General features: G+C 32.0%; 27 protein-coding genes and 1 tRNA gene. 23 read left to right on the top strand and 5 right to left on the bottom strand.

Annotated features, from left to right (window positions below):
- Nucleotides 1-571: 571 nt before the first annotated feature.
- Nucleotides 572-850, bottom strand: a complete 279-nt coding sequence (locus AC1RP1_RS01825; protein ID WP_481761399.1) for a hypothetical protein — start codon at nucleotides 848-850, stop codon at nucleotides 572-574.
- Between the two features lie 85 nt (nucleotides 851-935).
- On the opposite strand from AC1RP1_RS01825, the gene AC1RP1_RS01830 reads away from it, so the two are divergent.
- The 7 genes from AC1RP1_RS01830 to AC1RP1_RS01860 are packed head-to-tail and all read left to right on the top strand — an operon-like array spanning nucleotide 936 to nucleotide 7,919.
- Nucleotides 936-1,613, top strand: a complete 678-nt coding sequence (locus AC1RP1_RS01830; RefSeq protein WP_409022427.1) for a response regulator transcription factor — start codon at nucleotides 936-938, stop codon at nucleotides 1,611-1,613.
- On the top strand, nucleotides 1,603-2,889 hold the full coding sequence (locus AC1RP1_RS01835) for a sensor histidine kinase (RefSeq protein WP_481762402.1): 1,287 nt from the start codon (nucleotides 1,603-1,605) through the stop codon (nucleotides 2,887-2,889). The genes AC1RP1_RS01830 and AC1RP1_RS01835 overlap by 11 nt, the downstream gene beginning before the upstream one ends.
- A gap of 19 nt (nucleotides 2,890-2,908) precedes the next feature.
- Nucleotides 2,909-3,856: a ribonuclease Z gene (gene rnz / locus AC1RP1_RS01840; protein WP_481761397.1), complete on the top strand. Its 948-nt coding sequence runs from the start codon at nucleotides 2,909-2,911 to the stop codon at nucleotides 3,854-3,856.
- On the top strand, nucleotides 3,852-4,661 hold the full coding sequence (locus AC1RP1_RS01845; protein WP_409022789.1) for an SDR family NAD(P)-dependent oxidoreductase: 810 nt from the start codon (nucleotides 3,852-3,854) through the stop codon (nucleotides 4,659-4,661). Before rnz ends, AC1RP1_RS01845 begins: the two co-directional genes overlap by 5 nt.
- Nucleotides 4,662-4,672: 11 nt before the next feature.
- Complete coding sequence (locus AC1RP1_RS01850; protein WP_481761396.1) at nucleotides 4,673-5,038, top strand: lipopolysaccharide assembly protein LapA domain-containing protein; 366 nt, start codon at nucleotides 4,673-4,675, stop codon at nucleotides 5,036-5,038.
- Nucleotides 5,039-5,055: 17 nt separating this feature from the next.
- Nucleotides 5,056-7,386 carry a single-stranded-DNA-specific exonuclease RecJ gene (recJ, locus tag AC1RP1_RS01855; RefSeq protein ID WP_481761395.1) on the top strand — a complete coding sequence of 777 codons (2,331 nt, stop codon included), beginning with the start codon at nucleotides 5,056-5,058 and terminating at the stop codon, nucleotides 7,384-7,386.
- Nucleotides 7,387-7,400: 14 nt separating this feature from the next.
- Nucleotides 7,401-7,919: an adenine phosphoribosyltransferase gene (locus tag AC1RP1_RS01860; RefSeq protein ID WP_481761394.1), complete on the top strand. Its 519-nt coding sequence runs from the start codon at nucleotides 7,401-7,403 to the stop codon at nucleotides 7,917-7,919.
- Nucleotides 7,920-8,317: 398 nt separating this feature from the next.
- Here AC1RP1_RS01860 and AC1RP1_RS01865 read toward each other — a convergent pair.
- Together AC1RP1_RS01865 and AC1RP1_RS01870 are read right to left on the bottom strand one after the other, a co-directional pair.
- Nucleotides 8,318-8,404: transfer RNA gene (locus tag AC1RP1_RS01865), tRNA-Ser, on the bottom strand.
- A 51-nt stretch (nucleotides 8,405-8,455) separates the two neighbouring features.
- Nucleotides 8,456-9,319 carry a hypothetical protein gene (locus AC1RP1_RS01870; protein WP_481761393.1) on the bottom strand — a complete coding sequence of 288 codons (864 nt, stop codon included), beginning with the start codon at nucleotides 9,317-9,319 and terminating at the stop codon, nucleotides 8,456-8,458.
- Nucleotides 9,320-9,673: 354 nt separating this feature from the next.
- Here AC1RP1_RS01870 and AC1RP1_RS01875 point away from each other — a divergent pair, with 354 nt between their 5' ends.
- A complete protein-coding gene (locus AC1RP1_RS01875) occupies nucleotides 9,674-10,825 on the top strand; it encodes a hydroxymethylglutaryl-CoA synthase (protein WP_481761392.1) in 1,152 nt (383 codons plus the stop codon).
- A 53-nt stretch (nucleotides 10,826-10,878) separates the two neighbouring features.
- Here AC1RP1_RS01875 and lexA read toward each other — a convergent pair whose 3' ends face one another.
- Nucleotides 10,879-11,499, bottom strand: a complete 621-nt coding sequence (gene lexA, locus AC1RP1_RS01880) for a transcriptional repressor LexA (protein ID WP_409022434.1) — start codon at nucleotides 11,497-11,499, stop codon at nucleotides 10,879-10,881.
- A 147-nt stretch (nucleotides 11,500-11,646) separates the two neighbouring features.
- Between lexA and AC1RP1_RS01885 the strand changes: the two genes are divergently transcribed.
- From AC1RP1_RS01885 to AC1RP1_RS01900, 4 genes are all read left to right on the top strand, one after another.
- Complete coding sequence (locus AC1RP1_RS01885; RefSeq protein WP_409022435.1) at nucleotides 11,647-11,889, top strand: DUF896 domain-containing protein; 243 nt, start codon at nucleotides 11,647-11,649, stop codon at nucleotides 11,887-11,889.
- A gap of 95 nt (nucleotides 11,890-11,984) precedes the next feature.
- On the top strand, nucleotides 11,985-12,221 hold the full coding sequence (locus AC1RP1_RS01890) for a YneF family protein (RefSeq protein WP_112249992.1): 237 nt from the start codon (nucleotides 11,985-11,987) through the stop codon (nucleotides 12,219-12,221).
- A gap of 67 nt (nucleotides 12,222-12,288) precedes the next feature.
- Entirely contained in the window at nucleotides 12,289-14,046 is a 1,758-nt protein-coding gene (locus AC1RP1_RS01895; protein ID WP_481761391.1) for an ABC transporter ATP-binding protein, read from the top strand.
- Nucleotides 14,039-15,826 (top strand): ABC transporter ATP-binding protein, encoded by a 1,788-nt coding sequence (locus AC1RP1_RS01900; protein WP_481761390.1) that lies wholly within the window; start codon nucleotides 14,039-14,041, stop codon nucleotides 15,824-15,826. The genes AC1RP1_RS01895 and AC1RP1_RS01900 overlap by 8 nt, the downstream gene beginning before the upstream one ends.
- 67 nt (nucleotides 15,827-15,893) lie before the next feature.
- On the opposite strand, the gene AC1RP1_RS01905 is transcribed toward AC1RP1_RS01900, so the two are convergent.
- Nucleotides 15,894-16,529 carry a lysophospholipid acyltransferase family protein gene (locus tag AC1RP1_RS01905; RefSeq protein WP_409022438.1) on the bottom strand — a complete coding sequence of 212 codons (636 nt, stop codon included), beginning with the start codon at nucleotides 16,527-16,529 and terminating at the stop codon, nucleotides 15,894-15,896.
- 103 nt (nucleotides 16,530-16,632) lie between these two features.
- Between AC1RP1_RS01905 and AC1RP1_RS01910 the strand changes: the two genes are divergently transcribed.
- The 11 genes from AC1RP1_RS01910 to rseP all read left to right on the top strand — a co-directional run bounded on the left by AC1RP1_RS01910 (nucleotide 16,633) and on the right by rseP (nucleotide 26,041).
- Complete coding sequence (locus AC1RP1_RS01910) at nucleotides 16,633-17,379, top strand: tRNA1(Val) (adenine(37)-N6)-methyltransferase (RefSeq protein WP_409022439.1); 747 nt, start codon at nucleotides 16,633-16,635, stop codon at nucleotides 17,377-17,379.
- Nucleotides 17,369-17,644, top strand: a complete 276-nt coding sequence (locus tag AC1RP1_RS01915; protein ID WP_409022440.1) for a GIY-YIG nuclease family protein — start codon at nucleotides 17,369-17,371, stop codon at nucleotides 17,642-17,644. Before AC1RP1_RS01910 ends, AC1RP1_RS01915 begins: the two co-directional genes overlap by 11 nt.
- A 69-nt stretch (nucleotides 17,645-17,713) precedes the next feature.
- Entirely contained in the window at nucleotides 17,714-18,706 is a 993-nt protein-coding gene (locus AC1RP1_RS01920) for a D-2-hydroxyacid dehydrogenase (protein ID WP_481761389.1), read from the top strand.
- A gap of 30 nt (nucleotides 18,707-18,736) precedes the next feature.
- A complete protein-coding gene (locus AC1RP1_RS01925) occupies nucleotides 18,737-19,726 on the top strand; it encodes a D-2-hydroxyacid dehydrogenase (RefSeq protein WP_481761388.1) in 990 nt (329 codons plus the stop codon).
- A 164-nt stretch (nucleotides 19,727-19,890) separates the two neighbouring features.
- The gene (gene rpsB, locus AC1RP1_RS01930; protein ID WP_409022443.1) at nucleotides 19,891-20,682 is read left to right on the top strand and encodes a 30S ribosomal protein S2; all 792 of its coding nucleotides are present in this window, start codon (nucleotides 19,891-19,893) and stop codon (nucleotides 20,680-20,682) included.
- Nucleotides 20,683-20,791: 109 nt separating this feature from the next.
- The gene (gene tsf / locus AC1RP1_RS01935; protein ID WP_481761387.1) at nucleotides 20,792-21,667 is read left to right on the top strand and encodes a translation elongation factor Ts; all 876 of its coding nucleotides are present in this window, start codon (nucleotides 20,792-20,794) and stop codon (nucleotides 21,665-21,667) included.
- Nucleotides 21,668-21,800: 133 nt separating this feature from the next.
- Entirely contained in the window at nucleotides 21,801-22,523 is a 723-nt protein-coding gene (gene pyrH / locus AC1RP1_RS01940; protein WP_481761386.1) for a UMP kinase, read from the top strand.
- Nucleotides 22,524-23,087, top strand: a complete 564-nt coding sequence (frr, locus tag AC1RP1_RS01945; protein WP_409022446.1) for a ribosome recycling factor — start codon at nucleotides 22,524-22,526, stop codon at nucleotides 23,085-23,087. It abuts the gene before it with no gap.
- An 86-nt stretch (nucleotides 23,088-23,173) separates the two neighbouring features.
- A complete protein-coding gene (locus AC1RP1_RS01950; protein WP_481761385.1) occupies nucleotides 23,174-23,941 on the top strand; it encodes an isoprenyl transferase in 768 nt (255 codons plus the stop codon).
- Nucleotides 23,942-23,951: 10 nt separating this feature from the next.
- Entirely contained in the window at nucleotides 23,952-24,746 is a 795-nt protein-coding gene (locus tag AC1RP1_RS01955) for a phosphatidate cytidylyltransferase (protein WP_409022448.1), read from the top strand.
- A 23-nt stretch (nucleotides 24,747-24,769) separates the two neighbouring features.
- The gene (rseP, locus tag AC1RP1_RS01960; RefSeq protein ID WP_481761384.1) at nucleotides 24,770-26,041 is read left to right on the top strand and encodes an RIP metalloprotease RseP; all 1,272 of its coding nucleotides are present in this window, start codon (nucleotides 24,770-24,772) and stop codon (nucleotides 26,039-26,041) included.
- The last annotated feature ends 19 nt before the right edge of the window (nucleotides 26,042-26,060 follow it).

A 26,060-nucleotide genomic window follows, 5' to 3' on the forward strand; every position in this document is an offset into this window, starting at 1 on the left:
AATACTGGGATAAAGCCATTTAGAAACATATTAAATTTTATATTATTTCATCCGTCAACTTGACAGGGCCTAGTACAGGTCATGGTGGCCTCTTTTTTTGTTTTCAGAATAAAAAACTGGTGTTGATGAATTTTATTTCACCAACACCAGAAAGTGTACACCCTTAAAATAGCTATGTTCTATAATGTTTTTTAAATTTGTTTCAACAAACTAATATTGTCCTTTTTTGAATAAGATAGGACAATTGATGACTTAATCCAGTAGTTGTATGAATAATGTATTGTGTTAAAAATTAGCGTTTAATTTATCTATTACTTTTTAGGACGATGTACAGGGTATACAGTGAAATTAATAGGGCAACGATACTTACTGTTGTAGATAGAATATTCATTTGTTTTACCTCCATTTTTTAGATATACTATAAAGACAGGATAATTATGTAGAATAACTTTATCTATTAACAAATGTCACTAATGCTAACTGTATAACAGCAGTTAGCATTTTTTATTAATACTCCATGCGATATATATAATAGCATCAGAGTAGAATGAAGACAGATCTATTTTAAGTTTTAAGCTAAAAATAGTTTATTATGATCTATTTTATAACCTAAAATTAAATGTAAATTTTTATCAATAGTTTGGATAAACAGCTTATTATGACGTGATTTCAACTCAGATACGTGAAGTAAATCTTGAAGTAACAAGGGTTTATCAGAGGGAGTAACAATTAAAATAAAATATTCTGATGTACTAATTACCTTAGAAATAGGGTAAAATAGATTATTAGTAGTGTAATATAAATTAAAATTTTTATTTAAATCAATAGTGGCTAATTCTAAATCGATCATTCGCATAATATTTAACCATCCTTTAGTAGAAGATATAATTATTATGCATTTTTTTTAATGAAAATGAAAGGAATGAGGAAAAAAAATGCCAAGAGGATTAATTATTGAAGATGATACAATTATTTCTGATAATATTGTTGAAGCAACAGCAAAAATTATGACGTTAGAGCAAGCGTTCGATGGCGAGGAAGGCTTTTTTAAAGCTTCACAAAATATATATGATATTATTATTTTAGATTTAATGCTTCCTACAATATCGGGATTTGATGTATTAAAAAAAATTCGAGAAAAGAAAATTGACACGGCAGTGCTAATCTTATCAGCAAAAGATAGTGTTGACGATAAAATTACCGGATTTAATTTAGGGGCGGATGATTATTTAGCTAAGCCATTCAATTTAAACGAATTACAAATGAGAATAAAGGCTCTTCTGAAAAGAACAATGAAATTTGAAATAGATAGTGAATTAAAATATCAAGATATGATTTTATCTGATAACAGAACAATTATTTCTGGCAGCCAATCTATCAATTTACAGGGTAAAGAGTATGAATTTTTAACATACTTACTGGAAAATAAGAATACTATTTTAACGAAAGAACAAATATTTGACCGTGTTTGGGGATTTACGTCCGATACTAGCATTACGGTTGTAGAAGTTTATATGAGTAATCTGAGAAAAAAATTAAAAAAGATTGGTCATGAAAAAATGATTCGAACAATTAGAAACGTTGGTTATCTGGTTGAACCTGATGAAAAATAAGGCAAATAGAGATACGCGTATAAAATTATTTTTTATGTATCTTTTAAGCTTCAGTATTATTTTTGTAACACTTGGTTTAATTGTATATAGTTCATTTAATGACACCTTAACAGTTAATGTAGATATATCAATGAAAAAACAAATTAGACGAATAAAAGATTCTAATTATGTCTCCATAAATAGAATCGATGATAGTCCACTTTTGAAGCAAGCACCTGACTTTAAAGTCTATCAAATCTTATGGTCACAAAATGGAGAAATAATTAATAAAGATGCAATGGGTACCAGATACCCCGTTTTTAATAAGATACCATTTAAAAAATCTGATTTAAACAAATTTAAAACAATTAAACAAAAAAACGGACCTACGTTTAGGTCATACTTAATGGAAATTCCAGACTCAGCTGTTAAAAAATGGCATAAAGCACGATATATTCAAATTATTGAAAATATTGAGATTAATCAAAACTCATTGATTAGTTTTAGGAATATTTTACTTGTATCTCTGCTTATTTTTGGAATGTTGTCGATTGCCTTAAGTGTTATTTTATCATCTATTAGTATTAAACCAACGATTAGTGCATGGAATAAGCAAAGAGAATTTATCGATAATGCAGCCCATGAGCTTAGAACACCATTGACGATAGTACAAAATAAATTAGAGTATTTGTTAACAAAACCTAATGCAAATATTATCGATGAAAGCGAGTCAATTGCAACTTCATTAAGTGAGATTAGACGATTAAATAATCTAACAAAAGATCTATTATTGTTAGCTAATTCAGATTCTAATGCTAATGTGTTTAACTTTAAGAAAGTCCTTGCTAAGGAATACTTTGAGAATATTATTCATCCTTATGCAGATATTGCGCTTAGTCAAAATAAACAATTTTATTTTCAAATAAATATTGCAAGTAAGTACATTCAATTAGACGAAGACCGTATACATCAATTAATTGTCATTTTACTTGATAATGCATTGAAATACACAGTAGCGGGTAATGAAATTTCGTTTATCGTTATTGAGTCGGCTAAGCAACTAGTGATACAAGTCATTAATGATGGAGAAAATATTAGTGATACACATAAAAAAATAATCTTCCAACGCTTTTATAGAGAAGAAAAATCAAGAAATCGTAAAACAGGTGGTAATGGGTTAGGCTTGTCAATTGCGAAATGGATCGTTGAAGAGCATAAAGGTAAAATTGAAGTTAGAAATAAGATACCGAAGGGTGTCGTTTTTGAAGTTACATTACCAATGAAATCAAATGAATAAGTAAGGATAGGTTAATAATATGGAATTAGAATTTTTAGGTACAGGAGCAGGAGCACCTGCAAAAAATAGAAATGTAACCAGTATTGCACTAAAACTACTAGATGAACGTAATAGTGTTTGGTTGTTTGATGTAGGTGAAGCAACACAACATCAAATTTTACAAACGACAATAAAACCTCGGAAAATCGAAAAAATATTCATTACACATTTACACGGAGATCATATTTTTGGGTTGCCAGGTCTTTTGAGTAGCCGATCATTTCAAGGAGGTAATGGACCTTTAACTATTTTTGGTCCTAAAGGAATTCAAAATTTTGTGAAGACCAGTTTACAAGTTTCTGAAACGAAGTTGTCATATACAATTAAATTTGTAGAACTTGATAAACCTGGATTAATATTTGAAGATAGCACTTTTAAAGTATATTTTGATTACTTAGATCATCGTATTATAAGCGTGGGTTATCGAATTGTGGAACATGATTATGCAGGCGAATTACAAATAGATAAACTTAAAGAATTAAATATTCCGTCTGGTCCAATTTATGGAGAATTAAAAGCCGGTAAAATAGTTCAATTAGAAGACGGCACAAAATTAAATGGAAATGATTTTTTGGGAGAAACTAAAAAAGGGCGTATTGTCACAATTTTGGGCGATACAAGAAAAACAAAAAATAGTTATACATTAGCTGAAAATGCAAATGTTCTGGTTCATGAGAGTACATTTGAAAAAGCTGAATCAAAAATGGCAAGGAATTATTATCATACAACTAGTGCTCAGGCTGCAGAAATCGCTAAAAAATCAAACGTGAAAATGTTATTATTGACACATATTTCCGCAAGATATGTTGGTAAAATGGCCATTACTTTACAGAGTGAGGCAAGAAGTATCTTTAAAAATACAACGGTTGTTAGAGATTTTGATGTAATTAATGTGCCGTTTTCTCAAAAGGAAAAAGTAAATGATTAGTCAATATAAAGAGTTAAAAGATTTACGTAATAGAATCGTTCTAATTAGTGGTGGTTCAAGTGGTTTAGGTAAGGAACTGGCATATGAGGTTGCTAGAAAAGGTGCAATTGTTGTTATTTGCGCTAGACAAATGGATAAACTTACAGAGGTTAAAGATGCTTGTCAGCGTCTATCTGGTCGATTGGCTTATGCGATTGAATGTGATGTTTCTGATCCAATTCAAATTGAAAAAATGGTTAAAAAAATTGAATCTTCAATTGGACCGATTGAAGTACTTATAAATAATGCAGGGTTTGGTTTGATGGAGAATGTGTTATCTTTTGATATGGATGTTGCTGAAAAAATGTTTAGAGTAAACGTCTTGGGGCTAATGTACATGACTCAAAATGTTGCGCTAAATATGGCAGATAGAAAATATGGCGTTATTATTAATATTGCATCTATTGCTGGGAAAATTGCAACACCGAAATCAGCAATTTATTCAGCAACGAAATATGGTGTCCTTGGTTATTCTAATGCGTTGAGATTAGAATTAAAACCACTAGGGATTAAAGTTATGACAGTTAATCCTGGACCAATTGATACTAATTTCTTCAAAATAGCTGATAAAGAGGGCAACTATTTAAAAAATATTGGATCAATGATGCTAAATCCTGCGCATGTTGCAAAGATTATATCAAGAAACATAAGTACAAATAAACGCGAAATTAATTTACCATATTATATGGAAATGGCATATTTGGGATATACAATTTTCCCTAAAATGGGAGATTTACTTGCGGGTACAGTATTTAACAAAAAATAGTGGGGGAAAATATGAAAAAACAATGGCGAACAATCATAGCGTTATTACTTATTATCGTAATAGCAATTTTTTCAATTTTAAATGTAAAGGAAGTTTCAATTAATTTTTGGTTTGCAGAAATTAAAATGCCAATGATTCTTATTTTATTATTTTCAATTTTAGCAGGAGCACTACTGATAGGTCTGTTAACAACAAGTGCAACTTTAAAATTAAAAAAAGAAAATAAAGAATTAAATCAACAATTGGATGACTATAAAAATAATTTTGATGAATCATTGAAAAATTCAATTGATAAAATAAAAACTCAGAATAGAAAAGAAGTTCAATTACTACAAAATGAAATTAAAACGTTAAAATCAGAAAATATAAATCGTTAGTAAAGTAGAGGTTTAACATGATTGAATCAAAGTATAGTTGGAAGTTTTTAGATTTAAGTAATGACAAAATACCTAATGAAATATTTGAAAATATTCAATTAGATCATTCATTGATATCTTTACTATGGAGCCGCGGACTTACATCTGAAAAAGCTATTACTGATTTTTTAAATGTAGGAGCAGAAAACATTCACGATCCAATGCTTATGCATGATATGAGTAAAGGAATTGAACGAATTCAACAAGCAATAGTTAAAAATCAAAAAATAACGGTTTATGGTGATTATGATGCTGATGGGTTAACGAGTACCTCAATCATGTTTGAGACACTTAGTGATATGGGCGCAGATGTGGAAACTTATATACCTAACCGATTTATAGATGGTTACGGACCTAATGTAGATGCTTATAAAAGAATAATAGACAATGGTACTAATTTGATTATTACTGTTGATAATGGTGTATCAGGGAATGAAGCAATAGAATTTGCTCAATCTCAAGGTATAGATGTTATCGTAACCGATCATCATGAATTACCAGATGTTTTACCAAAGGCTTATGCAATAATTCATCCTCGACATCCTGAAGGAAAATATCCGTTTGGAGAACTTTCAGGTGCTGGTGTGGCATTTAAAGTTGCGAGTGCATTAACAGGTGATATTTCAGAAGAATTACTAGATTTAGTGGTAATCGGTACAGTAGCAGATTTGGTATCACTGACAGATGAAAATCGTTCACTTGTAAGTTTCGGTCTGAAGGTTTTACAACAAACGTTCCGGCCAGGATTGATTGCATTAATGGAAGTTGCGAATGTAAAACAGGAAACAGTAGATGAAAAAGATATTGGTTTTGGTATTGCGCCGCGTTTAAATGCAATTGGGCGATTAGGTGATGCAAATATTGGTGTTGAACTGTTAACTAGTCTAGACGATGAACGAGCACAGGAAATAGCAAACTTTGTTCAATCTGAAAATGTACGCCGTCAAAAAATTGTAGCAGATATATTAGAACTAGCATTGAAACAGGCTACAGCAGAGTATAATCAGTACAAGAAAACACTGGTAATAACAGGTGAAAATTGGCACGAAGGTGTATTAGGTATCGTTGCTAGTCGTGTTGTTGAAGTAACTGGTAAACCGACAATTATTTTAAACCAAGATACAGAGAAGGGCTATTTAAAAGGATCCGGTCGAAGTATTGATACATTTCATTTGTATAACGCAATTAATGAACATAGAGAATTAACATCTCATTTTGGTGGACATCATATGGCCGTGGGATTAACATTTCCCATTCAAAACTTAGAAAGATTTAGATTAGACTTGGAAAATGAAGCAGTATCTCAAGGAATTCAATTGAACGTTAAGCCAGCCAAAGTGGTTGTAGCAAAGCTAAATGTAGATCAATTGACTTTGGATTTTTATAAGGATATTGAAAAATTAAAACCATTTGGTACAGACAATGAAAAACCGATTTTTGAAATTAAATATAAATCAATACAAAATGTTAAGGCTATTGGTAAAACAGGAACTCACTTAAAATTTGAAGTTGTTGGTGAGAAAGAAAAAATTAGTGGAATTTCATTTTCAAATGCAAAGTATGTTGATGATTTCAAGAATACTTTAGATGAGATCAAATTAATCGGTGAAATTGAAAAAAATGTATGGATGAATAAAACAAATTTACAGTTAATGGTACAGGACATTAAATTTGAAGGGCTTGTAATTATTGATGAAAGAACTGACCACGTGAATAAAAGTTTATTTCAAAATGAAGGCTTGTTTATATTCTGGAATAAAAAAAATTATGACCAAGTAAAACAATTTTCATCAGACAAACAGATATTTAAGCAGGCTGATCAACTAAAAAGTGTATCAGATTTTGATAATCAAAGAACAATTATATTTGTAGATTGCCCAAGCTCGTTGGAACAAATGTCTACAATATTACGTTTATCGGATAGTCAGAAAATAATTGCAGTATTTTTAAAGACTAACAGTGCCTATTTAGATGGTATGCCATCCAGAGAACAGTATGCAAAGTTATATAAATTTGTGATGAGTCATAAAGATGTTGATATTAATAATCAACTAATCGTCTTATCTGATTTTTTAAAAATAAAGAAAAATTTATTAATATTCATGATTAAGGTGTTTTTAGAGTTGGAATTTGTTAAAATAAAAGATGGATTAATGACTGGAAAAAGTACAACAAATAAAATGGACATTAAAAATACTTCTGAATATAAGCTAAGAAATAATCGAATATTAGCTGAAGATAAGTTAGTCTACTCTAAAGAGAATGATCTTAAAAAGTGGATACTTGAACAATTGAATACAGAAGATTAAAGGAGCGTTTATTAATGGTATTAGATTTAACAAAGTATATTGCTGCAATTCCTGATTACCCAGAAAAAGGTGTTGTTTTTCGAGATATATCACCCTTAATGGCAGACGGAGCAGCATACCGCGAAGCAACAAATAAAATTGTAGAATATGCCAAGAGTAAAAATGTTGAGATGATTGTTGGCCCTGAAGCTAGAGGGTTTATTGTTGGATGTCCAGTGGCCTATGATCTAGGTGTAGGATTTGCACCAGCTAGAAAAAAAGGTAAGTTACCTCGAGAAACCGTTGAGGCCAAGTATGCATTGGAGTACGGAGAATCTGCACTATATATGCATAAGGATGCGGTACAACCTGGACAGAGGGTTTTAGTAACAGATGATTTATTAGCAACTGGTGGTACGATTGCAGCGACGATAGAATTAGTTGAACAATTAGGTGGTATTGTTGTAGGGACTGCCTTTTTTATTGAATTAGATGATTTAAAGGGCCGTCAAAAAATAAAAGACTATGATATATTCAGTTTAATGAACTATTAAATTCATGATTACAGCTTTATGATAGCTATTGTTGTATAATTTTATAAAATGAGGCTCTAGTATTGGATTTTCGTCCAATACTAGAGCTTTTTATTTTTAAATTAAGCTACGAGCTTTTGAATATTATCTTCCTTTTACCAAGAACAGACGGTTGTTTGCGAAATATTAATTATATATACATCAGTTTGGGTCCAAGATACAGGTATAATACTGATTTTTTATAATTCAGAAAGTCACTTAAAGCTTTTTTAATGTTAGGTATATAAAAATGTGCGAAATATGTGCAAAGTCATATGATGTTTTAATGCTTTATAGTCTCTTTTTATACAAAATAAAAAACACAAATGCCTTTAAACTGGCGTTTGTGTTTTTTTATTTTGGTTTAATATGATATAAAAAGGAGAGTACAGGATTTGAACCTGCGCGCGCCATTACAGCGTTCGCCGGATTTCGAGTCCGGTGCATTACCACTCTGCCAACTCTCCAAAATAACTTTGTTTAGTATATCAACTTTTTAATATAATTGCAAAACTCATTTAATTATTATCAATGCTTATTAAGTTAGCAAGAAATATCCACGTGTAGCTTGCGCCAAATAATAAGCTTAGCAGATGAATATATAAAATTATTGTTGGATATGACTGAACATTTTGAATAGAATTTATGGGGTCTCCAAAAAAATCACTCAAGCCATAATATGAAATAGCTACTAAGTGATCAACAACATGGACACTGGGTAACTTAGAGACAAATTCGGTAACTTTTGATTCACCTCCTAAAACGCCTATTAAAGAAGTTCCAACAAGCAAACCTTCATAGAAAATATTTAATGCAAATTCAGCAATAACCTGTACAGTATGTGCAAAATTATTTTGAACAATGTATGAAAGTAATTTTAATAAATAGAATGAACTAAAGGTAATGATAATAATACCTAATATAAATGTAAAAATAACTGTTGTTTCCATTAGTGGTGTAATCAAATTCATATAATTAATTAGATAAAAAATGAATGTAGTAATAAGTAATAATAAATACGATTCAATTTGCCAGAGTTTTGTTTTTTTAGGGAATAATTTTAGGTATGAAAAAAAACTATAACAAAACAGTAATGAAGCAATGCTAAATGTTAGTAGTCTTAAAATTAAGAACCTGGGGAAAAACATTAGACCAAAAATTGTACCTATTAAAAAACTTACTGCATAAAAATAAAATTTTTGTTCTTTTTCTTGAATAACTAAAAACGACAAAAAAGGGTGTTTAAATCTATTTTGTCTTGGTATTTTTGTAGGGGTGAATATATATTTAAAAAAATTAGTCAAACCTTTATCCCAAATAGTTAACCCAATCATAGACACCCAAATAATTAAAACAATTAAATAAAATGTTTGTGCAATCATATTAATCCCCTTTTTCGTATAAATATATGGTTAAATTTTATACGTCTAACTGGACAATTACAAGAGAATACATAAAGTGATTCTATAATTAGTATTCAAGGGGAATTAAGTGCAATTAAGTGCAATTAAGTGCAATACGACCAATGAGTCTTGTAATCGTTGCCAAATTTTATCTGTTCGCCGAGTGTGATAGTTTATTGATAAAGATATTTCTAGGGTAGTAATAAAAGTATTTAGGTTTAGTATTTGAAACTGAATAATGATACCTTTTTAAACCAGTGATACCAAATCTTGCCATCAAATGAGACATCAAGTACAATAAAAACAATATAATAAATGGAAGCTGGAAGATTAATGAAAATTGGAATTGATCGAATTAATTTTTTTACATCGAATCAGTACGTTGATATGTCAGAATTAGCTAATGTCAGAAATGTAGATCCTAATAAATATTTAATTGGAATTGGCCAATCAAAAATGGCTGTTATACCGCCGACACAGGACGTGGTGACGATGGGTGCAAATGCTGCAGATCTATTAATAGATAACGAAAATAGAGACAAAATTGACTTTGTTATTTTTGCAACAGAATCCGGTATTGATAATTCAAAGTCGGCAGGAGCCTACGTTTCAGGTCTTTTAGGCTTAAAACACGTGAGATCAATCGAAATTAAGCAAGCTTGCTATGGAGCAACGGCCGCTATTCAATTGGCAAAAGGACATGTGTCGCTTAATCCAAATAGTCAGGTTTTAGTCATTGGTGCTGATATTGCTAGATATGGTCTAAATACTGCGGGTGAACCTACACAAGGTGGCGGCGCTGTCGCAATGATTATTACGAAAAACCCAAAAATACTTTTATTAGATGCAGATAGTGGATTTGTAACGGAAAATGTTATGGATTTTTGGCGCCCATTAAATCACAGCGAAGCACTTGTAGACGGTAAAACTTCTCAGAACGTATATTTAGATTTTTTTAATCAAACATGGAATGAGTATAAAAATAAAACAGGATTAACTGTTGCTGATTTTAAGGCTATTTTATATCATTTGCCATATACAAAACTTGGTGTTAAAGGTTTAAGAGAAGTCCTTAATGAAGCGACAGATAGCAAAAAAATTGAATTAGAACGAGAATTTGAGGCAGCTAAAAAGTATAATAATCAGGTTGGAAATTTATATACTGGCTCACTATATTTAAGCTTTATATCTTTACTTGAAAATAGTAATGATTTAGAGGCCGGTGATAGAATAGGGATGTATAGCTATGGTTCAGGGGCAGTTGGAGAATTCTTTTCTGGTACATTAACAGATAATTTCAAGAGTCAATTACCGAAAATTAATTTAGAAGAACGTGTTCAAGTTTCTATTGAATTATACGAGAATATGTATCAAAATCATTTAAAAAATGATGGAGCAGATATTTATTTAGATTACAGTAATGATAAATCTAAATATATTTTAATAGGCAGCAAAAATATGCAAAGGCAATATTCTATTCAATAGAAAAAGCTACTAGATTAGTCTGACTAATTTAGTAGCTTTTTCTGCTTTGTTCATTAAAAATGACGATAGAGTCCAATGACTTTGCCTAAAATAGAGACAGAATCTAAAATAATTGGTTCCATTGAATCATTTTCGGGTTGGAGACGAAAATGATTTTCTTCTTTGAAAAATCTTTTACAGGTTGCCTCATCAAATTCATTCATTGCAATAACAATTTCACCATTTTCAGCAGTTGACTGTTTTCTGACAATAACTTGATCTTCATTTAATATCCCAATATTAATCATGCTTTCTCCGCGAATTGTTAACATGAATAAATCATCTGAGGAATTAAAGTCAGGTGGGAGGGGGAAATAATCAGTTACCTGTTCAACAGCCAAAATGGGTACACCAGCAGTAACGGTCCCGACCATTGGAATTAAATTTTCATGACTATTAACGCCAATCGCATCTAATCCAAGTGGTGTAAGTTCAATTGCCCTAGGTTTGGTGGGATCTTTAGTTAGTAATCCTTTTTTTTCAAGTCGAGCAATGTGTCCATGAACAGTGGAAGTAGATGATAGAGAAACAGCTTCGCCAATTTCTCTAACAGTTGGTGGATAACCCTTCGTGTCCACTCGTTCATGAATAAAGCGCAAGACTGCAAGTTGTTTGCTGTCAGATGCTTTTGTCATTTAGTACACCTCATCATCATTATTTATTATTTTAATAGTAGCATATGAAAGTAGTTGTTGCAAACAAACGTTCGGTTAATTTGAATAATTGTTTTTTATCATATTATCAGGTATGCTTATGAGTGAAATTTTAAGGAGTGATAATAAATGATCCCAGAAGATTTAGCACCAAGAATAAATGAATTAGCTGCAAAAAGTAAAACTGATGAAGGTTTAACAAAGGCTGAAGAAGCTGAAAGAAAAGAACTTCGTGAAACGTATCTTGCATTATTTAGAGAAAGTTTTAGAAGTCGAGTTGAAATGATGCAGGTTTATGATAAAACAGGTAAAGAAGTAACACCTGACAAAGTAAAAAAAGTTCAACGTGATAAAGGTTTACGAGATAACTAAGAAAATAGTTCCCAATTTGAATAGATTTACCTTTTCTTTTATGTGAAAATTGTGTAGAATTAGTGATTGAAGTGAATTGAAAGGGGTCTTGAATTATGTCAATGGGAATGACGATTTTAATCGCCGTTATTGCGTTAGCAGTTGGACTTGTCGGAGGATTTTTCGGTGCTCGTAAGTATATGGAAACATATTTACAAAAGAACCCACCAATCAATGAAGATATGTTAAGAATGATGATGGTCCAAATGGGCCAAAAACCTTCTGAAAAGAAATTACATCAGATGATGTCATCTATGAATGCACAAGCAAAAAATAGTTCGCAAAAAAAATAATTTAATATTTTATGAACAGGCAAGGATTTCCTTTGCTTGTTTTTTTTTATAAAAAGGAGGAGTTAGAATGACTATATTTAGAAAACTTGGATGGTTTTTTAAACAAGAAAAAAAATCGTATGGAATCGCAGTATTCTTTCTGATTTTAGTGGCAATCTTCCAAATTATTCCACCTAAAATTATTGGAAATATCGTTGATAGTATGAGTGAAAATGAACTAACAGTGAGTAAGTTAGCAATTTGGATTAGTATCTTAGTTTTTGTTGCATTAGGGCAATATCTGTTTAGATATATCTGGAGAACCAATATTTGGGGTAGCGCTGCTCGCCTTGAAAAAATTTTACGTACTCGATTATTTAAACATTTTATGCAAATGGATCAATCTTTTTTTCAGCAAAATAGAACAGGCGATTTGATGGCACATGCAACGAATGATTTAACAGCTATTCAGCAGGTTGCTGGTGCAGGTATACTAACTTTTGCTGATTCAATTATCACGGGTGGGACAACTATAATTGCAATGATATTTTTAATAGATTGGCGTTTAACAATCTTAGCAATTATTCCGTTACCTTTATTGGCGGTTATGGCTAGATATTTAGGAACTAAAATACACACTGCTTTCTCTACATCTCAAGCAGCGTTTTCAACGTTGAATAATAAAACGCAAGAGAGTGTCAGCGGAATTAAAGTGATTAAGACTCTTGGACAAGAACAAGAAGATATTGAAGATTTTGAAGGAAAAGTTGAAGAAACTATCAAGATTAATAGAAAAGTTAATTTATTGGATGCATTGTTTGATCCAATAACAAGTTTAATTATTGGATTGTCATATGTTTGCACTATCATTTTAGGTGGATACTATGTGGCTAACAACGTTATTTCAATTGGACAACTGATTTCATTTATAAGTTATATTGCGTTACTTGTTTGGCCGATGTTTGCTATTGGTCGATTATTTAATGTTATTGAACGTGGAAATGCTAGTTATGATCGTGTTCAAATATTATTAAATCAAAAAAGTGGCATTGTAGATAATGAAAAGGGGTTAGATAAATTACCGGTGGGATCTTTTAAATTTGATGTCCAGCATTTTAATTATCCAGATGATGATCGGGAAAGCTTGCATAATGTTAAATTTGAAATTGGTTCTGGTCAAACTCTTGGCATTGTTGGAAAAACGGGTGCTGGCAAATCAACGATTATGAAATTGATACTTCGTGAATTTGATGCATACAACGGAATGATTTCAGTTAATAATTCAAATATTAAAGAGTATGCCTTAGATACGTATCTGAAGTCAATTGGTTACGTTCCTCAGGAAAGCTTTTTATTTTCAACAACTATTTTAAATAATATACGTTTTGCTAATATGAATTTAACAAAAGAAAAGGTTGAAATGGCTGCATTTAATGCTGATTTGGATAGTGATATCACTGAATTACCACTAAAATATGAAACAGAGGTTGGAGAACAAGGAATATCCCTCTCTGGTGGCCAAAAGCAACGTTTAGCTATCGCTCGTGCCCTTGTAATTAATCCAGAGCTATTAATTTTGGATGATGCTCTTTCGGCAGTTGATGCCAGAACGGAATCTATTATTTTAACTAGATTAAAAGAGAAACGTCAAAATAAAACAACTATTATTTCTGCAAGCCGTATGAGTAGTGTAAAAGATGCAGATGAAATTATCGTAATTGATGGTGGAACAATTATTGAGCGAGGACAGCATGATACGTTAATGACATCAAAAGGTTGGTACTATCAAATGACAACTAAACAACAACTTGAAAGCAAGTTAGAGGGAGATGAAATTAATGAGTGAAAAGCCTAAATCTAGCTGGCAAAAAGAACTGAGCGGTAAAGAACAAAGAACAGTTATTAAAAGATTGTTGCCCTATACAAAAGATTTTAAAGCCGATTTTTTAATCGCAATTTTATTTGCGGCCATATTAAGTGGAATTAATATATTACTACCTCTTCTTTTACAGTATTATATGGATAACTATCTTCAATCGAAATCAACACCACTAAATATTATGTTTTTATTTGCGGGTCTTTACTTTATCGGTGTAATTTTAAAAGCAATTACTCAATTCATTCAAATGTATTTGTACTCAATGGGTGCAGAAAAAACATTAGAAAAAATACGTGTCATTCTTTTTAAAAAAATTCACACGTTAGGGATGCGTTACTTTGATAAGACACCGGCTGGAGCTGTTGTTTCTAGGGTTACTAATGATACGATGACATTAGCAGATTTTTGGACGCTATTTATGACATTAATCGTTGGTGTATTTTCACTTATCTCTGCTTTTGTAGCAATGTATATTGCCAAGCCACAGATTGCATTGGTAACGTTGATTTTTATACCAATTTTACTAATAACAACATGGTATTACCAACGGTTTAGTTCAAAGGTTTATCGACAAATGAGAGAATATTTGAGTCGATTAAATACTAAATTAAATGAATCTATCGTTGGAATAAATGTGATTCAACAATTTCGCCAAGAAAAACGGATTGAAGGCGAATTTGAGGACACTAATGAACTTTATTTGAAAAAAAGATTTGAAATGATTCGAACTAATTCATTGTTACTTTCACCAATTATTAGTTTATTTTATGCATTGGCTGTAGTAATGACACTTGGGTTATTTGGAATTAGCAGTTTAGATCATTTTGTTGAAGCAGGAATGGTATATGCATTTCTAACATATTTACAAAATTTCTTCAATCCCATGACAAACTTAATGGATTATTTGACAACTTTCCAAGATGGAATCGTTGCAGGTAGCCGAATCATTAGTGTTCTTGATGACCAAACAATAGAACCACAACAAACACCCGTGGCAGGAGCCACAATTACTGAAGGTAAAATTGAATTCAAAAATGTTACTTTTTCTTATGATGATGAGAATGCTGTTTTAAAGAATATATCATTTACGGTACAACCTGGTGAAACACTTGCTTTCGTTGGACACACGGGTAGTGGTAAAAGTTCAACCATCAATATTTTGATGAGATTTTATGATTTTGAAGAAGGGCAAATTTTAATTGATGGTTTAGATATTAAAAAATATTCGACAGAAGAGTTACGTAAAAAAATGGGGCTTGTATTACAAGATTCATTTTTATTTTATGGTAATGTTGCTTCAAATATTAGAATGTTTAATCAAGATATTACTGATGAACAAATTGAAAAAGCTGCTAAATTTGTTCATGCTGATCAATTTATTGATAAATTACCTCGGCAGTATCAAACGAAAGTTGTTGAACGAGGGGCAACATACTCCGCTGGTGAAAAGCAATTGATTTCATTTGCGAGAACGATTGTAACTAATCCCAAAATTTTAATATTGGATGAAGCTACAGCTAATATTGATACGGAGACGGAACAACTTATACAAGATGGGTTAAAACAAATGAGACAAAATAGAACGACGCTTGTTATCGCACACAGACTGTCAACTATTGTTGACGCTAACCAAATTCTAGTGTTGGATAAGGGTCAAATTGTTGAACGAGGAACACATGAAGAATTACTAAAATTAAATGGTAAATACGCTGACATGTATAGTTTACAAAATATATCAGATGATTAAGTTTAATTTTAAATAAAAATACTGGTAGAAAATCAATATGATTTCCTACCAGTATTTTTTTTGGAATTTAATTATTATTTTTACTTTTATGGGGATCAACATATTTAAAATTGGGATTAATTTCAGTATCTAATTTTTGAAATGCAGCCATTAATTGGGTGTCCATTTCTGTTTGGACCTCATCAGTCAATTTTGTTTTTTTGTCTAAATAGATTGGATCACCGAATGAAACGGTTACTCTTTTTCTACTGAAAAGTTGCTTTAAGGTTAATGGACCTTGATAGACTGCTGGAACTAGGGGTACCTGTGCCATTCGAGCAATTAAGAGTGAACCACCTTTTAATTCCTCGGAATGTCGGGTACCTGAGGGAAACATAATTAATGATAATTCGCCTTTTTTTAAAAATTTAACTGGCGTTTTAATTGTTGATGGACCTGGATTTTCTCGATCAACTGGAAAAGCATTGGCATGAATTAAGATATAGCGTAAAATTGGATTTACAAATAGTTCTTTTTTTGCCATAAATGAAAACTTTTTAGGACTACCAGCTAAGGCAAAGTAAAGGGGGTCAAACCAAGTTCGGTGTGGACCTACTAAAATATACGATCCTTCAGGTAGTTTTTCTTTATTAATATAGTGGGCATTCCCATTGATTAAGAATAAAAGTACTCGTACAATACCTCGTGCAAATGAATAAAACATGTGGCAACAATCCTTTCAAATTTTAAACTTTGTATGGTAAGTATGACTAATTAAATTAAAAGTTGCAAGTTTAAAAAAAATTATAGAAAATGGGTAATGAAAAATGGTTTCACTTAATAACAATGAACGTATTGACCAATTATACTCAAATCAAATTAAAATCATTCAGAGTTCAGATGTTTTTTCTTTTTCACTGGATGCTGTTTTATTAGCCCATTTTGCAGATGTTTCAAGAAAAGAATCAACTAAAATAGTTGATTTATGTGCGGGCAATGGTGCAGTCGGGTTATTTGTTAGTCAAAAAACAAAGGGTCAAATTTATCAGATTGAACTTCAAGAAAAATTAGCTGATATGGCAAATAGAAGTATTGAATTGAATCACTTGGAAAATCAAGTACAAGTTAAGCAAACAGATTTAATCAACACGTTTGATTATCTAGAAAAAGACTCAATTGATACCGTATTGTGTAATCCACCTTATTTTCCAAATACGCCACAATCTTCTCAGAATCCTAACAAGTATTTAGCAATTGCACGACATGAAATTACAACTAATTTAGATAGTATTCTAGAAATTACTAGCGGTTTATTGAAAATGAAGGGGAAAACTTTTTTCGTACACCGTCCTGATCGATTGCCTGAAATTCTAAGTAAAATGGTTAATCATCGGTTGGCGCCTAAAAAAATCCAATTTGTTCATCCAAAAGAGGGAAAAGAGGCTAACATGGTCCTAATTGAAGCAATTAAGGATGGCAATGCAGCAGGAATTAGGATTATGCCTCCTATTGTTGTTTATGGTAACGATGATGAGTACACACAAATGGTTCAGGAGATTGTTTATGGAAGATGAAAAAAAATATTATTTCTATGTATTACTGTGCGCTGATAATACACTATACGGCGGATTTACAACGGATCCCGAAAAAAGACTTGCAACGCATAATGCAGGGAAAGGTGCAAAGTACACAAAATTAGCTAGTAGACGGCCTTTGAAAATGATTTTGCAGGAATCATTTGAAACGAAATCTGAAGCATTAAAGAAAGAATATGCTTTCAAACACCAATCAAGAGATAAAAAAATTGCTTATTTAAAAAAGCAATCAGTTGAAATCTGAAATAATGTATAAAAAGATTTCAAATGATATAATGAAAGTATAAATTTTAAAATAAAGAGGTATAACATTATGAAAATCATTGCGTATGGTATCCGAGAAGATGAATTATTGTATGTCCAAGAATGGGAAAAAGATAATCAAATTAAAATAAAAACTGTTAATGAATTATTAGACGAAAAAACAGTTCAATTAGCAGAAAATTATGACGCTATCGTTGCCTACCAACAAAAGGACTATACACCTGAATTAATTAAAAAAATTCATGATTTAAATATTAATTATTTATCGATTCGTAATACTGGTGTGGATAACGTTGATGGGGATGCAGTTAATAAGTATGGATTGATTGTGACGAATGTGCCATCTTATTCTCCAAGTGCTGTTGCGGAGCTATCTGTAGCTAAATTGTTGGAGTTATTTAGAAAAACACCACAATTTAATCGTAAAATGAAGAATAACGATTTCACTTGGGAACCCGATATCTCTAAAGAAATCCGCACACAAACAGTTGGTGTGATTGGTACAGGAAGAATTGGGCAAACAGCCATTAAAATTTTTAAAGCATTTGGTGCAAAAATTATTGGATATGATATTTATCAAAATCCTGCTTTGAAAGAAGAAGGAATCTATGTTGATACATTAGATGAGCTATATGCAAAATCAACAGTTATCACAATTCATAGCCCTGCTACTGAAGATAATTATCATTTATTAGATGACGAAGCATTTAGTAAAATGCAAAATGGTGTGCATATTTTGAATATGGCCAGAGGAACATTGATTGACACCGATGCACTGATAAGAGCGCTAGATTCAGGGAAAGTAGCCGGTGCCGCATTAGATACACTTGAAAATGAGACTGATTATTTCAATAAAGAATTAACAGAATCACAAGTAAATGGTACTTTTAAAAACTTATTGCAACGTGAGAATGTGTTAATTACCCCACACACAGCGTTCTATACAGAGCCTGCTGTCAGGAATATGGTTATAGATGCTTTGAATGCAAGTAAAGACTTAATAGAAACAGGACATTCTGATAAAGAAGTTAAATTTAAATAAAATTAGTCAGAAAATGGAGGATTTTGTATTATGAAACTAATTGCGTTCGGTATGAGAAAAGATGAAGTTGGATTTGGTAATCAATGGTCTGATGACAATCAAGTTGATGTTGAAATTACTCAAGATTTATTAACGAATGAAACGATACAGCAAGCGGATGGATTTGATGGTATTATTGCATTGCAAACAATCCCTTATAACGAAACATTATTTTCTAAAATGAAAGAGATGAATATTAAGATTCTTTCTGTTAGAAATGTCGGGGTTGATAATATTGATTTAGTTGCAGCTAAAAAATACGGTGTGACGGTGACAAATGTCCCAGCGTATTCACCTAACGCGATTGCTGAATTTTCTGTGACACAATTGATGCAACTCTTAAGAAGAACACCAGAATTTAATTTAAAAATTAAAAATCAAGACTATCGTTGGGCTCCAAATATTTCACGCGAGTTGAGAAGCTTAACCGTGGGTGTTATTGGAACTGGACGTATTGGCCGGGTTGCAATGGACATTTACAAAGGATTCGGTGCAAAAGTTATTGCATACGATGTCTATCCAAATGCTGAATTAAAAAAGAGTGGTATTTATGTTGATACATTAGATGAGTTGTTCGAACAAGCAGACGTTATTACATTACATACGCCAGCTACAAAAGAGAATGAACACATGCTTAATCGAGATTCATTTGAAAAAATGAAACACGGAGTTCTGATTGTAAATACAGCCCGTGGAACGTTAATTAATACTGAAGATTTAATTGACGCATTAAAATCAGGACAAGTTGGTGGAGCAGCTTTAGATACGTATGAATTCGAAAATCCAATATTTAATCATGATTTAACGGACTCATCTATTGAAGATCCATTATTTAATGAACTTTTAGATATGGTAAATGTTATTTTAACACCTCATATTGCATTCTATACTGAAACTGCAGTTAAAAATATGGTTGAAATTGCTTTGAATAGTGCTTATCAATTTTTAACAACAGGCGTTGTGGAAACAGAAGTTAAATAATTAAAAATAAGACTTGTGTTCTAATTTTAGATTTTGTATACTTAAAGACGATGTTAAAACATCAATTCACACCTTGTGGGATGTGACTGAGGGTGCTCGGGAGAGTCTTAGCACAGTTGAACACTTGGGAGGAAAATAAAACTTTTACTCGGAGGCACTACATTATGGCTGTTATTAGTATGAAACAATTGCTCGAAGCCGGTGTTCATTTTGGACATCAAACACGTCGCTGGAACCCAAAGATGAAACCATACATCTTTACTGAAAGAAATGGTATTTATATCATTGATTTACAAAAAACAGTTAAATTAGTTGATGCTGCTTATGCATCAATGAAAAAAGCTGCTGAAGATGATGGTGTTGTTCTTTTTGTTGGTACAAAGAAACAAGCACAAGATGCTATTGAAGAAGAAGCAACTCGTGCTGGACAATACTTTGTTAACCATCGTTGGTTAGGTGGAACTTTAACTAACTGGAACACAATTCAAAAACGTATCAAACGTCTTAAAGAAATCAAAAAAATGTCAGAAGATGGCACATTTGATCTTCTTCCTAAAAAAGAAGTTTCTTTATTAATTAAACGTAGAGATCGTCTTGAAAAATTCTTGGGTGGTATTGAAGATATGCCTCGCATCCCTGATGTATTATTCATTGTTGATCCTCGTAAAGAACGTATCGCTGTTAAGGAAGCTCAAAAATTGAATATTCCTATCATCGCTATGGTTGATACAAATAGTGATCCAGATGAAATTGATGTAAAAATCCCTTCAAATGATGATGCAATTCGTGCTGTACGTTTGATTACTGCAAAAATGGCTGATGCTATTATTGAAACTAATCAAGGTAAAGAAGAAGTGAATGAAGCTTCTTTCAAAAAGGCTGACGAAAAAGTAGATTCAATCGAAGATATCGTTGAAGCTGTTGAAGGCGGAAATGATAAAAAAACTGCTGAATAGTAAATAAATTAGGCTGTCTCAAAATTAGGTACTGTAATGGCCCTTTCTTTTGAGGCAGTTTTTTTAGATATAAAATCAATTAAATTATTTAAACAAGGAGGCCATTCAAATGGCAAAAATTTCTGCTTCTCAAGTTAAAGAATTACGTGATACAACTGGTGTCGGTATGATGGACGCAAAAAAAGCACTCGTTGAAGTTGACGGTGATATGCAAAAAGCAATCGATTTCCTCCGCGAAAAAGGTATGGCAAAGGCTGCTAAAAAAAGTGACCGTGTTGCTGCTGAAGGTCTATCTGATGTTCAATTCTCTGGTAACTTTGCAGCTATTGTTGAAGTTAACGCAGAAACTGATTTCGTTGCTCAAAACGAACAATTCAAAACACTTGTTAAATTGATTGCTACTAAAATTGCTGAAGCACATCCTAAAGATGTTGAAGAAGCACTTACAATTAAAACAGACCGTGGCACAATTAATGATGATTTAATTGAAGCAACACAAGTAATTGGTGAAAAAATTTCATTACGTCGTTTTGAATTAGTAGAAAAAACTGATAATGAAAGTTTTGGATCATACTCACATATGGGTGGCTCAATTTCAACACTTGTTGTCGTTACAGATGCTGATGAATCAACTGCTAAAGATGTTGCTATGCATGTTGCTGCAATTAATCCTAAGTATGTATCTCGTGAACAAGTACCTGCTGATGAATTGGCACATGAAAAAGAAGTACTTTCTAAAGAAGCTGCTAATGAAGGCAAACCAGCAAATATCATTGAAAAAATGGTTGAGGGTCGTTTAAATAAATATCTAGCTGATATTAGCTTAGATGATCAAGATTTTGTTAAAGATCCTGACATGACAGTTGCTAAGTATGTTGCTTCTAAGGGTGGAAAAGTTAAATTATTTATCCGTTATGAAGTTGGAGAAGGTCTTGAAAAGAAAGAAAATAATTTTGTAGACGAAGTTATGGGCCAAATTAAATAATTTTCTACAATCCAAAAGTTTGTGCTTTAAGCACAAACTTTTTTTAATAAATTTATTTTGATATAAATTGAATTATTAATTATACCTAAAATATGGTAAAATAATTGTAAATAGATTGTAGGAGGAACATTGGATGTCAGATGTTAAGTATCGACGCGTTATGTTGAAGTTAAGCGGTGAAGCATTAGCCGGAGAACAAGGATTTGGTATTAATCCACCTGTAATTAGAAAAGTTGCTGAAGAATTAAAAGAAATTCAAGAAATGGGTGTTGAAGTCGCTATCGTTGTTGGTGGTGGTAATATGTGGCGTGGTGAAGCTGGAGCCGCAATGGGTATGGAACGTGCGCAGGCAGATTATATAGGGATGCTAGGAACAGTTATGAATGCACTAGCATTGCAAGATAATCTTGAGTCTGTAGGTGTCCCAACTCGAGTTCAAACAGCTATTGAAATGCGCCAAATTGCAGAACCCTATATTCGCCGTAAAGCTGTTCGTCATCTTGAAAAAGGTCGCGTTGTTATTTTTGCTGCGGGTACGGGTTCACCATATTTCTCAACAGATACAACTTCAGCGTTAAGAGCTGCAGAAATTAATGCTGATGTTATATTGATGGCAAAAAATGGCGTAGATGGTGTCTATTCTGCTGATCCTCAAAAGGATGACTCAGCAACAAAATATGAAGAATTAACACATTTAGATATAATTAATAAAAACTTACAAGTTATGGATACAACTGCAAGTACATTATCGATGGATAATGATATTCCGTTAGTCGTATTTAATTTGAACGAACCAGGAAATATAAAAAAAGTTGTTCTCGGTGAAACCATCGGAACAACCGTTAGGGGAAAATAAATGAAAATAACAGAACCTATATTAGTTGATGCTCAAGATAAAATGTCAAAAGCAGAGGTTTCACTTCAAAAAAATCTTGGTAATATTCGGGCTGGTCGAGCTAATGCTAGTTTATTGAATAATGTGACAGTAGATTATTATGGTGCACCAACGCCACTTAATCAAGTTGCACAAATTTCAGTACCAGAAGCTCGCGTACTTTTAATTACGCCATTTGATAAAAGTGCTTTGAAGGATATTGAACATGGTTTATTAGTTGCTGATTTAGGAATTAGCCCTTCGAATGATGGATCAGCAATTCGATTAGTTATTCCTCAATTAACAGAAGAACGTCGTAAGGAATTAGCTAAAGACGTTAAAGCTGAAGCAGAAAATGCTAAAGTTATTATTCGTAATATCAGACGTGATGCAGTTGATGCCTTGAAAAAATCAGAAAAAAATGGTGATTTAACCGAAGATGATTTACGAGATTTAGAAAAACAAGCTCAAGATGTGACGAATGCATCAATTAAAAATATTGATAATATTCAAGCAGATAAAGAAAAAGAAATTTTAGCAGTTTAAATAAATAGCTTTATTTTAAGACAGGCGTCGTTTTGTGCCTGTTTTTTTGCTACAATAGAACATGTAACTATTCTTGGAGGTACAATATGGCTTTTAATTTTAAAAAAAATAAAACAAATGAATTAATCCAATTGGATATGGAAAGAATTCCTAAACATGTTGCTGTTATAATGGATGGTAATGGACGTTGGGCAAAAAAAAGGCATTTACCTAGAATTGCGGGACATAAAACCGGTATGGATACTGTAAAAACAGTAACTATGGCTGCAAGTGATTTAGGGATTAAAGTTTTAACACTTTACGCATTTTCTACTGAAAATTGGAAACGGCCCGAAACAGAAGTTAATTACCTGATGAGTTTACCGGGTACTTTTTTTGATAAGTTTGTACCAGAATTAATTGAAAAGAATGTAAAAGTTAATGTTATGGGCTACATTGATCAGCTTCCAAATGAAACAAAATTAGCTGTTCAAAATGCAGTGGAAGATACTAAAGATAATACAGGGATGGTTCTTAATTTTGCATTAAATTATGGTGGGCGAGCAGAGATTGTGACGGCTATCAAAAATATTGCAACTGATACCTCTAATGGTAAACTAAGCGTTGAAGAGATAACAGATAAAACAATTGACCAGTATTTAATGACTAGTAATTTAGCACCTTATAATGATCCGGAATTACTAATCAGAACTAGTGGTGAAGAAAGAATATCTAATTTCTTATTATGGCAAATTGCTTATAGTGAATTAGTGTTTACTGATACATTATGGCCTGATTTTTCTGAAGATGCATTAAAAGATGCAATACTAAATTATCAAAAAAGAGACCGCCGTTTCGGTGGTATAAAAGAATAGGAGAATTTTTATGAGACAGCGCGTAATTACGGCAATTGTGGCTCTCTGTATTTTCATACCATTGGTTATTATTGGTGGACTACCATTGCAGATATTTGCTTTAATTTTAGGATGCATTGGTATTTCGGAAGTATTTGTAATGAAGAAAAAATTATTGATATCACCAGAGGCTACTTTTGGTATCTTAATGACAATAACTGTGATTGCACCAGATAAGTGGTTTAAATTTTTACCAGCTCACATTTCTTCTGTAAATGTATTTTATTTTCTTGTTGCACTTCTATTAATGTATATGGTTACTTCAAAAAATCGTTTTTCATTTGATGATGCTGGTGTTTTTGTCTTAAGTTCTTTATATGTCGGGATGGGATTTCATTATTTTATTGCGGCAAGAGGCAACGATTTTAACGGATTAATGACATTAGCATATATTTTAATTGTTATCTGGACAACAGATACAGGTGCTTACATGTTTGGACGTAAGTTTGGTAAAAATAAATTAGCACCACATATTAGTCCAAATAAAACATGGGAAGGTTCAATTGGTGGAACATTAATGGCTACACTGTTAGGAAGTATCTTTATTTACTTCTTCCCACAAAATCATTCTTTTCCTATAATGATTTTGATTACGTTAATCCTTTCGGTATTTGGACAATGCGGTGATTTAGTTGAGTCCGCGTTTAAACGTTTCTATGGTGTAAAAGATTCTGGACGTATTCTACCTGGACATGGTGGTATTTTAGATCGATTTGATAGTTTAATATTTGTATGGCCAATTATGCATTTATTTGGGTTAATGTAATAAATTAAAGGGGGAGGATTCACATGATTAAAACGATTATTACATTTATTATCGTTTTTGGAATTTTAGTTGTGATTCATGAATTTGGTCATTACTATTTTGCAAAACGTGCTGGAATTTTAGTTCGTGAATTTTCAATTGGTATGGGGCCAAAAATACTTTCATTCCATAGAGGTAGTACAACGTACACTTTAAGAATATTACCTCTTGGTGGATATGTTAGAATGGCGGGAATCGCTGATGATGAAGATGAAGATTTAAAACCTGGTATGCCTATGAGTTTAATACTGGATAGTAATAATAAGGTTACAAAGATTAATACGAGTAAAAAAACAACGCTGTATAATGGTATCCCAATCGAATACCTAGATAGTGATTTGCAAAAAGAACTCTGGATTACAGGATATGAAAATGGTAATGAAGAGATAGTAAAAAAATATAATGTTGATCATGATGCGTTAATAATTGAAAAAGATGGCACAGAAATTCAAATCGCTCCTGAAGATGTTCAATTTCAATCAGCTACGCTTTGGAATCGAATTTTAACGAATTTTGCTGGACCGATGAATAACTTTTTATTAGCTATTGTTGCATTTATACTACTTGCTTTTATGCAAGGTGGCGTTGCAACCAATTTGAATCAAATTGGTACAATTCAAGAGAATTCTGCGGCTCAAAGGGCGGGGTTAAAAGCAAATGATAAAATTGTAGCTGTATCTGATAAAAAGACAACAAACTGGACTGAATTAACGACAGCGATTAGCAGTCGTCCTGATAAAAAAACTGACTTAAAAGTAATAAGGAACGGTAAAACAGAATCAATCGTTATTACACCTGAATCAAGTAAAACAGACTCAACAAAGATCGGTAAAATTGGTATTACAGTTAAAATGGATCACTCATTTATCAATAAAATTACTTATGGGTTTACGCAATCATGGAGTGTCGTGGCTAGTATTGTGGCTGTATTAGTAGGGATGTTTACTAAAGGTGTCAGCTTAAATGATTTTGGTGGTCCGGTTGCAATTTATGCAGTGACTTCAAATGCAGCAAGTTATGGGTTGGCGAGTGTTGTGTCATTGCTTGCATTCTTATCAATTAACTTAGGAATTGTGAATTTATTACCAATTCCAGCTTTAGATGGTGGAAAATTAGTACTAAATATTATCGAAGGAATTCGTGGCAAACCAATTTCACCTGAAAAAGAAGGTGTTATTACATTAGTTGGATTTGCATTTTTAATGATATTGATGATATTAGTCACATGGAATGATATTCAGCGTTATTTCTTTTAAATGAAAAAGGAGAATAAAA

The sequence above is a fragment of the Dellaglioa sp. CoH-56-MRSF-13 genome, assembly GCF_056782095.1.

Excerpts from the sequence above, each read along its gene's own strand:
- AC1RP1_RS01825 (WP_481761399.1), bottom strand. The coding sequence starts at position 850 with ATGATCGATTTAGAATTAGCCACTATTGATTTAAATAAAAATTTTAAT.
- AC1RP1_RS01830 (WP_409022427.1), top strand. The coding sequence starts at position 936 with ATGCCAAGAGGATTAATTATTGAAGATGATACAATTATTTCTGATAAT.
- AC1RP1_RS01835 (WP_481762402.1), top strand. The coding sequence starts at position 1,603 with ATGAAAAATAAGGCAAATAGAGATACGCGTATAAAATTATTTTTTATG.
- rnz (WP_481761397.1), top strand. The coding sequence starts at position 2,909 with ATGGAATTAGAATTTTTAGGTACAGGAGCAGGAGCACCTGCAAAAAAT.
- AC1RP1_RS01850 (WP_481761396.1), top strand. The coding sequence starts at position 4,673 with ATGAAAAAACAATGGCGAACAATCATAGCGTTATTACTTATTATCGTA.
- recJ (WP_481761395.1), top strand. The coding sequence starts at position 5,056 with ATGATTGAATCAAAGTATAGTTGGAAGTTTTTAGATTTAAGTAATGAC.
- AC1RP1_RS01860 (WP_481761394.1), top strand. The coding sequence starts at position 7,401 with ATGGTATTAGATTTAACAAAGTATATTGCTGCAATTCCTGATTACCCA.
- AC1RP1_RS01870 (WP_481761393.1), bottom strand. The coding sequence starts at position 9,319 with ATGATTGCACAAACATTTTATTTAATTGTTTTAATTATTTGGGTGTCT.
- AC1RP1_RS01875 (WP_481761392.1), top strand. The coding sequence starts at position 9,674 with ATGAAAATTGGAATTGATCGAATTAATTTTTTTACATCGAATCAGTAC.
- lexA (WP_409022434.1), bottom strand. The coding sequence starts at position 11,499 with ATGACAAAAGCATCTGACAGCAAACAACTTGCAGTCTTGCGCTTTATT.
- AC1RP1_RS01885 (WP_409022435.1), top strand. The coding sequence starts at position 11,647 with ATGATCCCAGAAGATTTAGCACCAAGAATAAATGAATTAGCTGCAAAA.
- AC1RP1_RS01890 (WP_112249992.1), top strand. The coding sequence starts at position 11,985 with ATGTCAATGGGAATGACGATTTTAATCGCCGTTATTGCGTTAGCAGTT.
- AC1RP1_RS01895 (WP_481761391.1), top strand. The coding sequence starts at position 12,289 with ATGACTATATTTAGAAAACTTGGATGGTTTTTTAAACAAGAAAAAAAA.
- AC1RP1_RS01900 (WP_481761390.1), top strand. The coding sequence starts at position 14,039 with ATGAGTGAAAAGCCTAAATCTAGCTGGCAAAAAGAACTGAGCGGTAAA.
- AC1RP1_RS01905 (WP_409022438.1), bottom strand. The coding sequence starts at position 16,529 with ATGTTTTATTCATTTGCACGAGGTATTGTACGAGTACTTTTATTCTTA.
- AC1RP1_RS01910 (WP_409022439.1), top strand. The coding sequence starts at position 16,633 with ATGGTTTCACTTAATAACAATGAACGTATTGACCAATTATACTCAAAT.
- AC1RP1_RS01915 (WP_409022440.1), top strand. The coding sequence starts at position 17,369 with ATGGAAGATGAAAAAAAATATTATTTCTATGTATTACTGTGCGCTGAT.
- AC1RP1_RS01920 (WP_481761389.1), top strand. The coding sequence starts at position 17,714 with ATGAAAATCATTGCGTATGGTATCCGAGAAGATGAATTATTGTATGTC.
- AC1RP1_RS01925 (WP_481761388.1), top strand. The coding sequence starts at position 18,737 with ATGAAACTAATTGCGTTCGGTATGAGAAAAGATGAAGTTGGATTTGGT.
- rpsB (WP_409022443.1), top strand. The coding sequence starts at position 19,891 with ATGGCTGTTATTAGTATGAAACAATTGCTCGAAGCCGGTGTTCATTTT.
- tsf (WP_481761387.1), top strand. The coding sequence starts at position 20,792 with ATGGCAAAAATTTCTGCTTCTCAAGTTAAAGAATTACGTGATACAACT.
- pyrH (WP_481761386.1), top strand. The coding sequence starts at position 21,801 with ATGTCAGATGTTAAGTATCGACGCGTTATGTTGAAGTTAAGCGGTGAA.
- frr (WP_409022446.1), top strand. The coding sequence starts at position 22,524 with ATGAAAATAACAGAACCTATATTAGTTGATGCTCAAGATAAAATGTCA.
- AC1RP1_RS01950 (WP_481761385.1), top strand. The coding sequence starts at position 23,174 with ATGGCTTTTAATTTTAAAAAAAATAAAACAAATGAATTAATCCAATTG.
- AC1RP1_RS01955 (WP_409022448.1), top strand. The coding sequence starts at position 23,952 with ATGAGACAGCGCGTAATTACGGCAATTGTGGCTCTCTGTATTTTCATA.
- rseP (WP_481761384.1), top strand. The coding sequence starts at position 24,770 with ATGATTAAAACGATTATTACATTTATTATCGTTTTTGGAATTTTAGTT.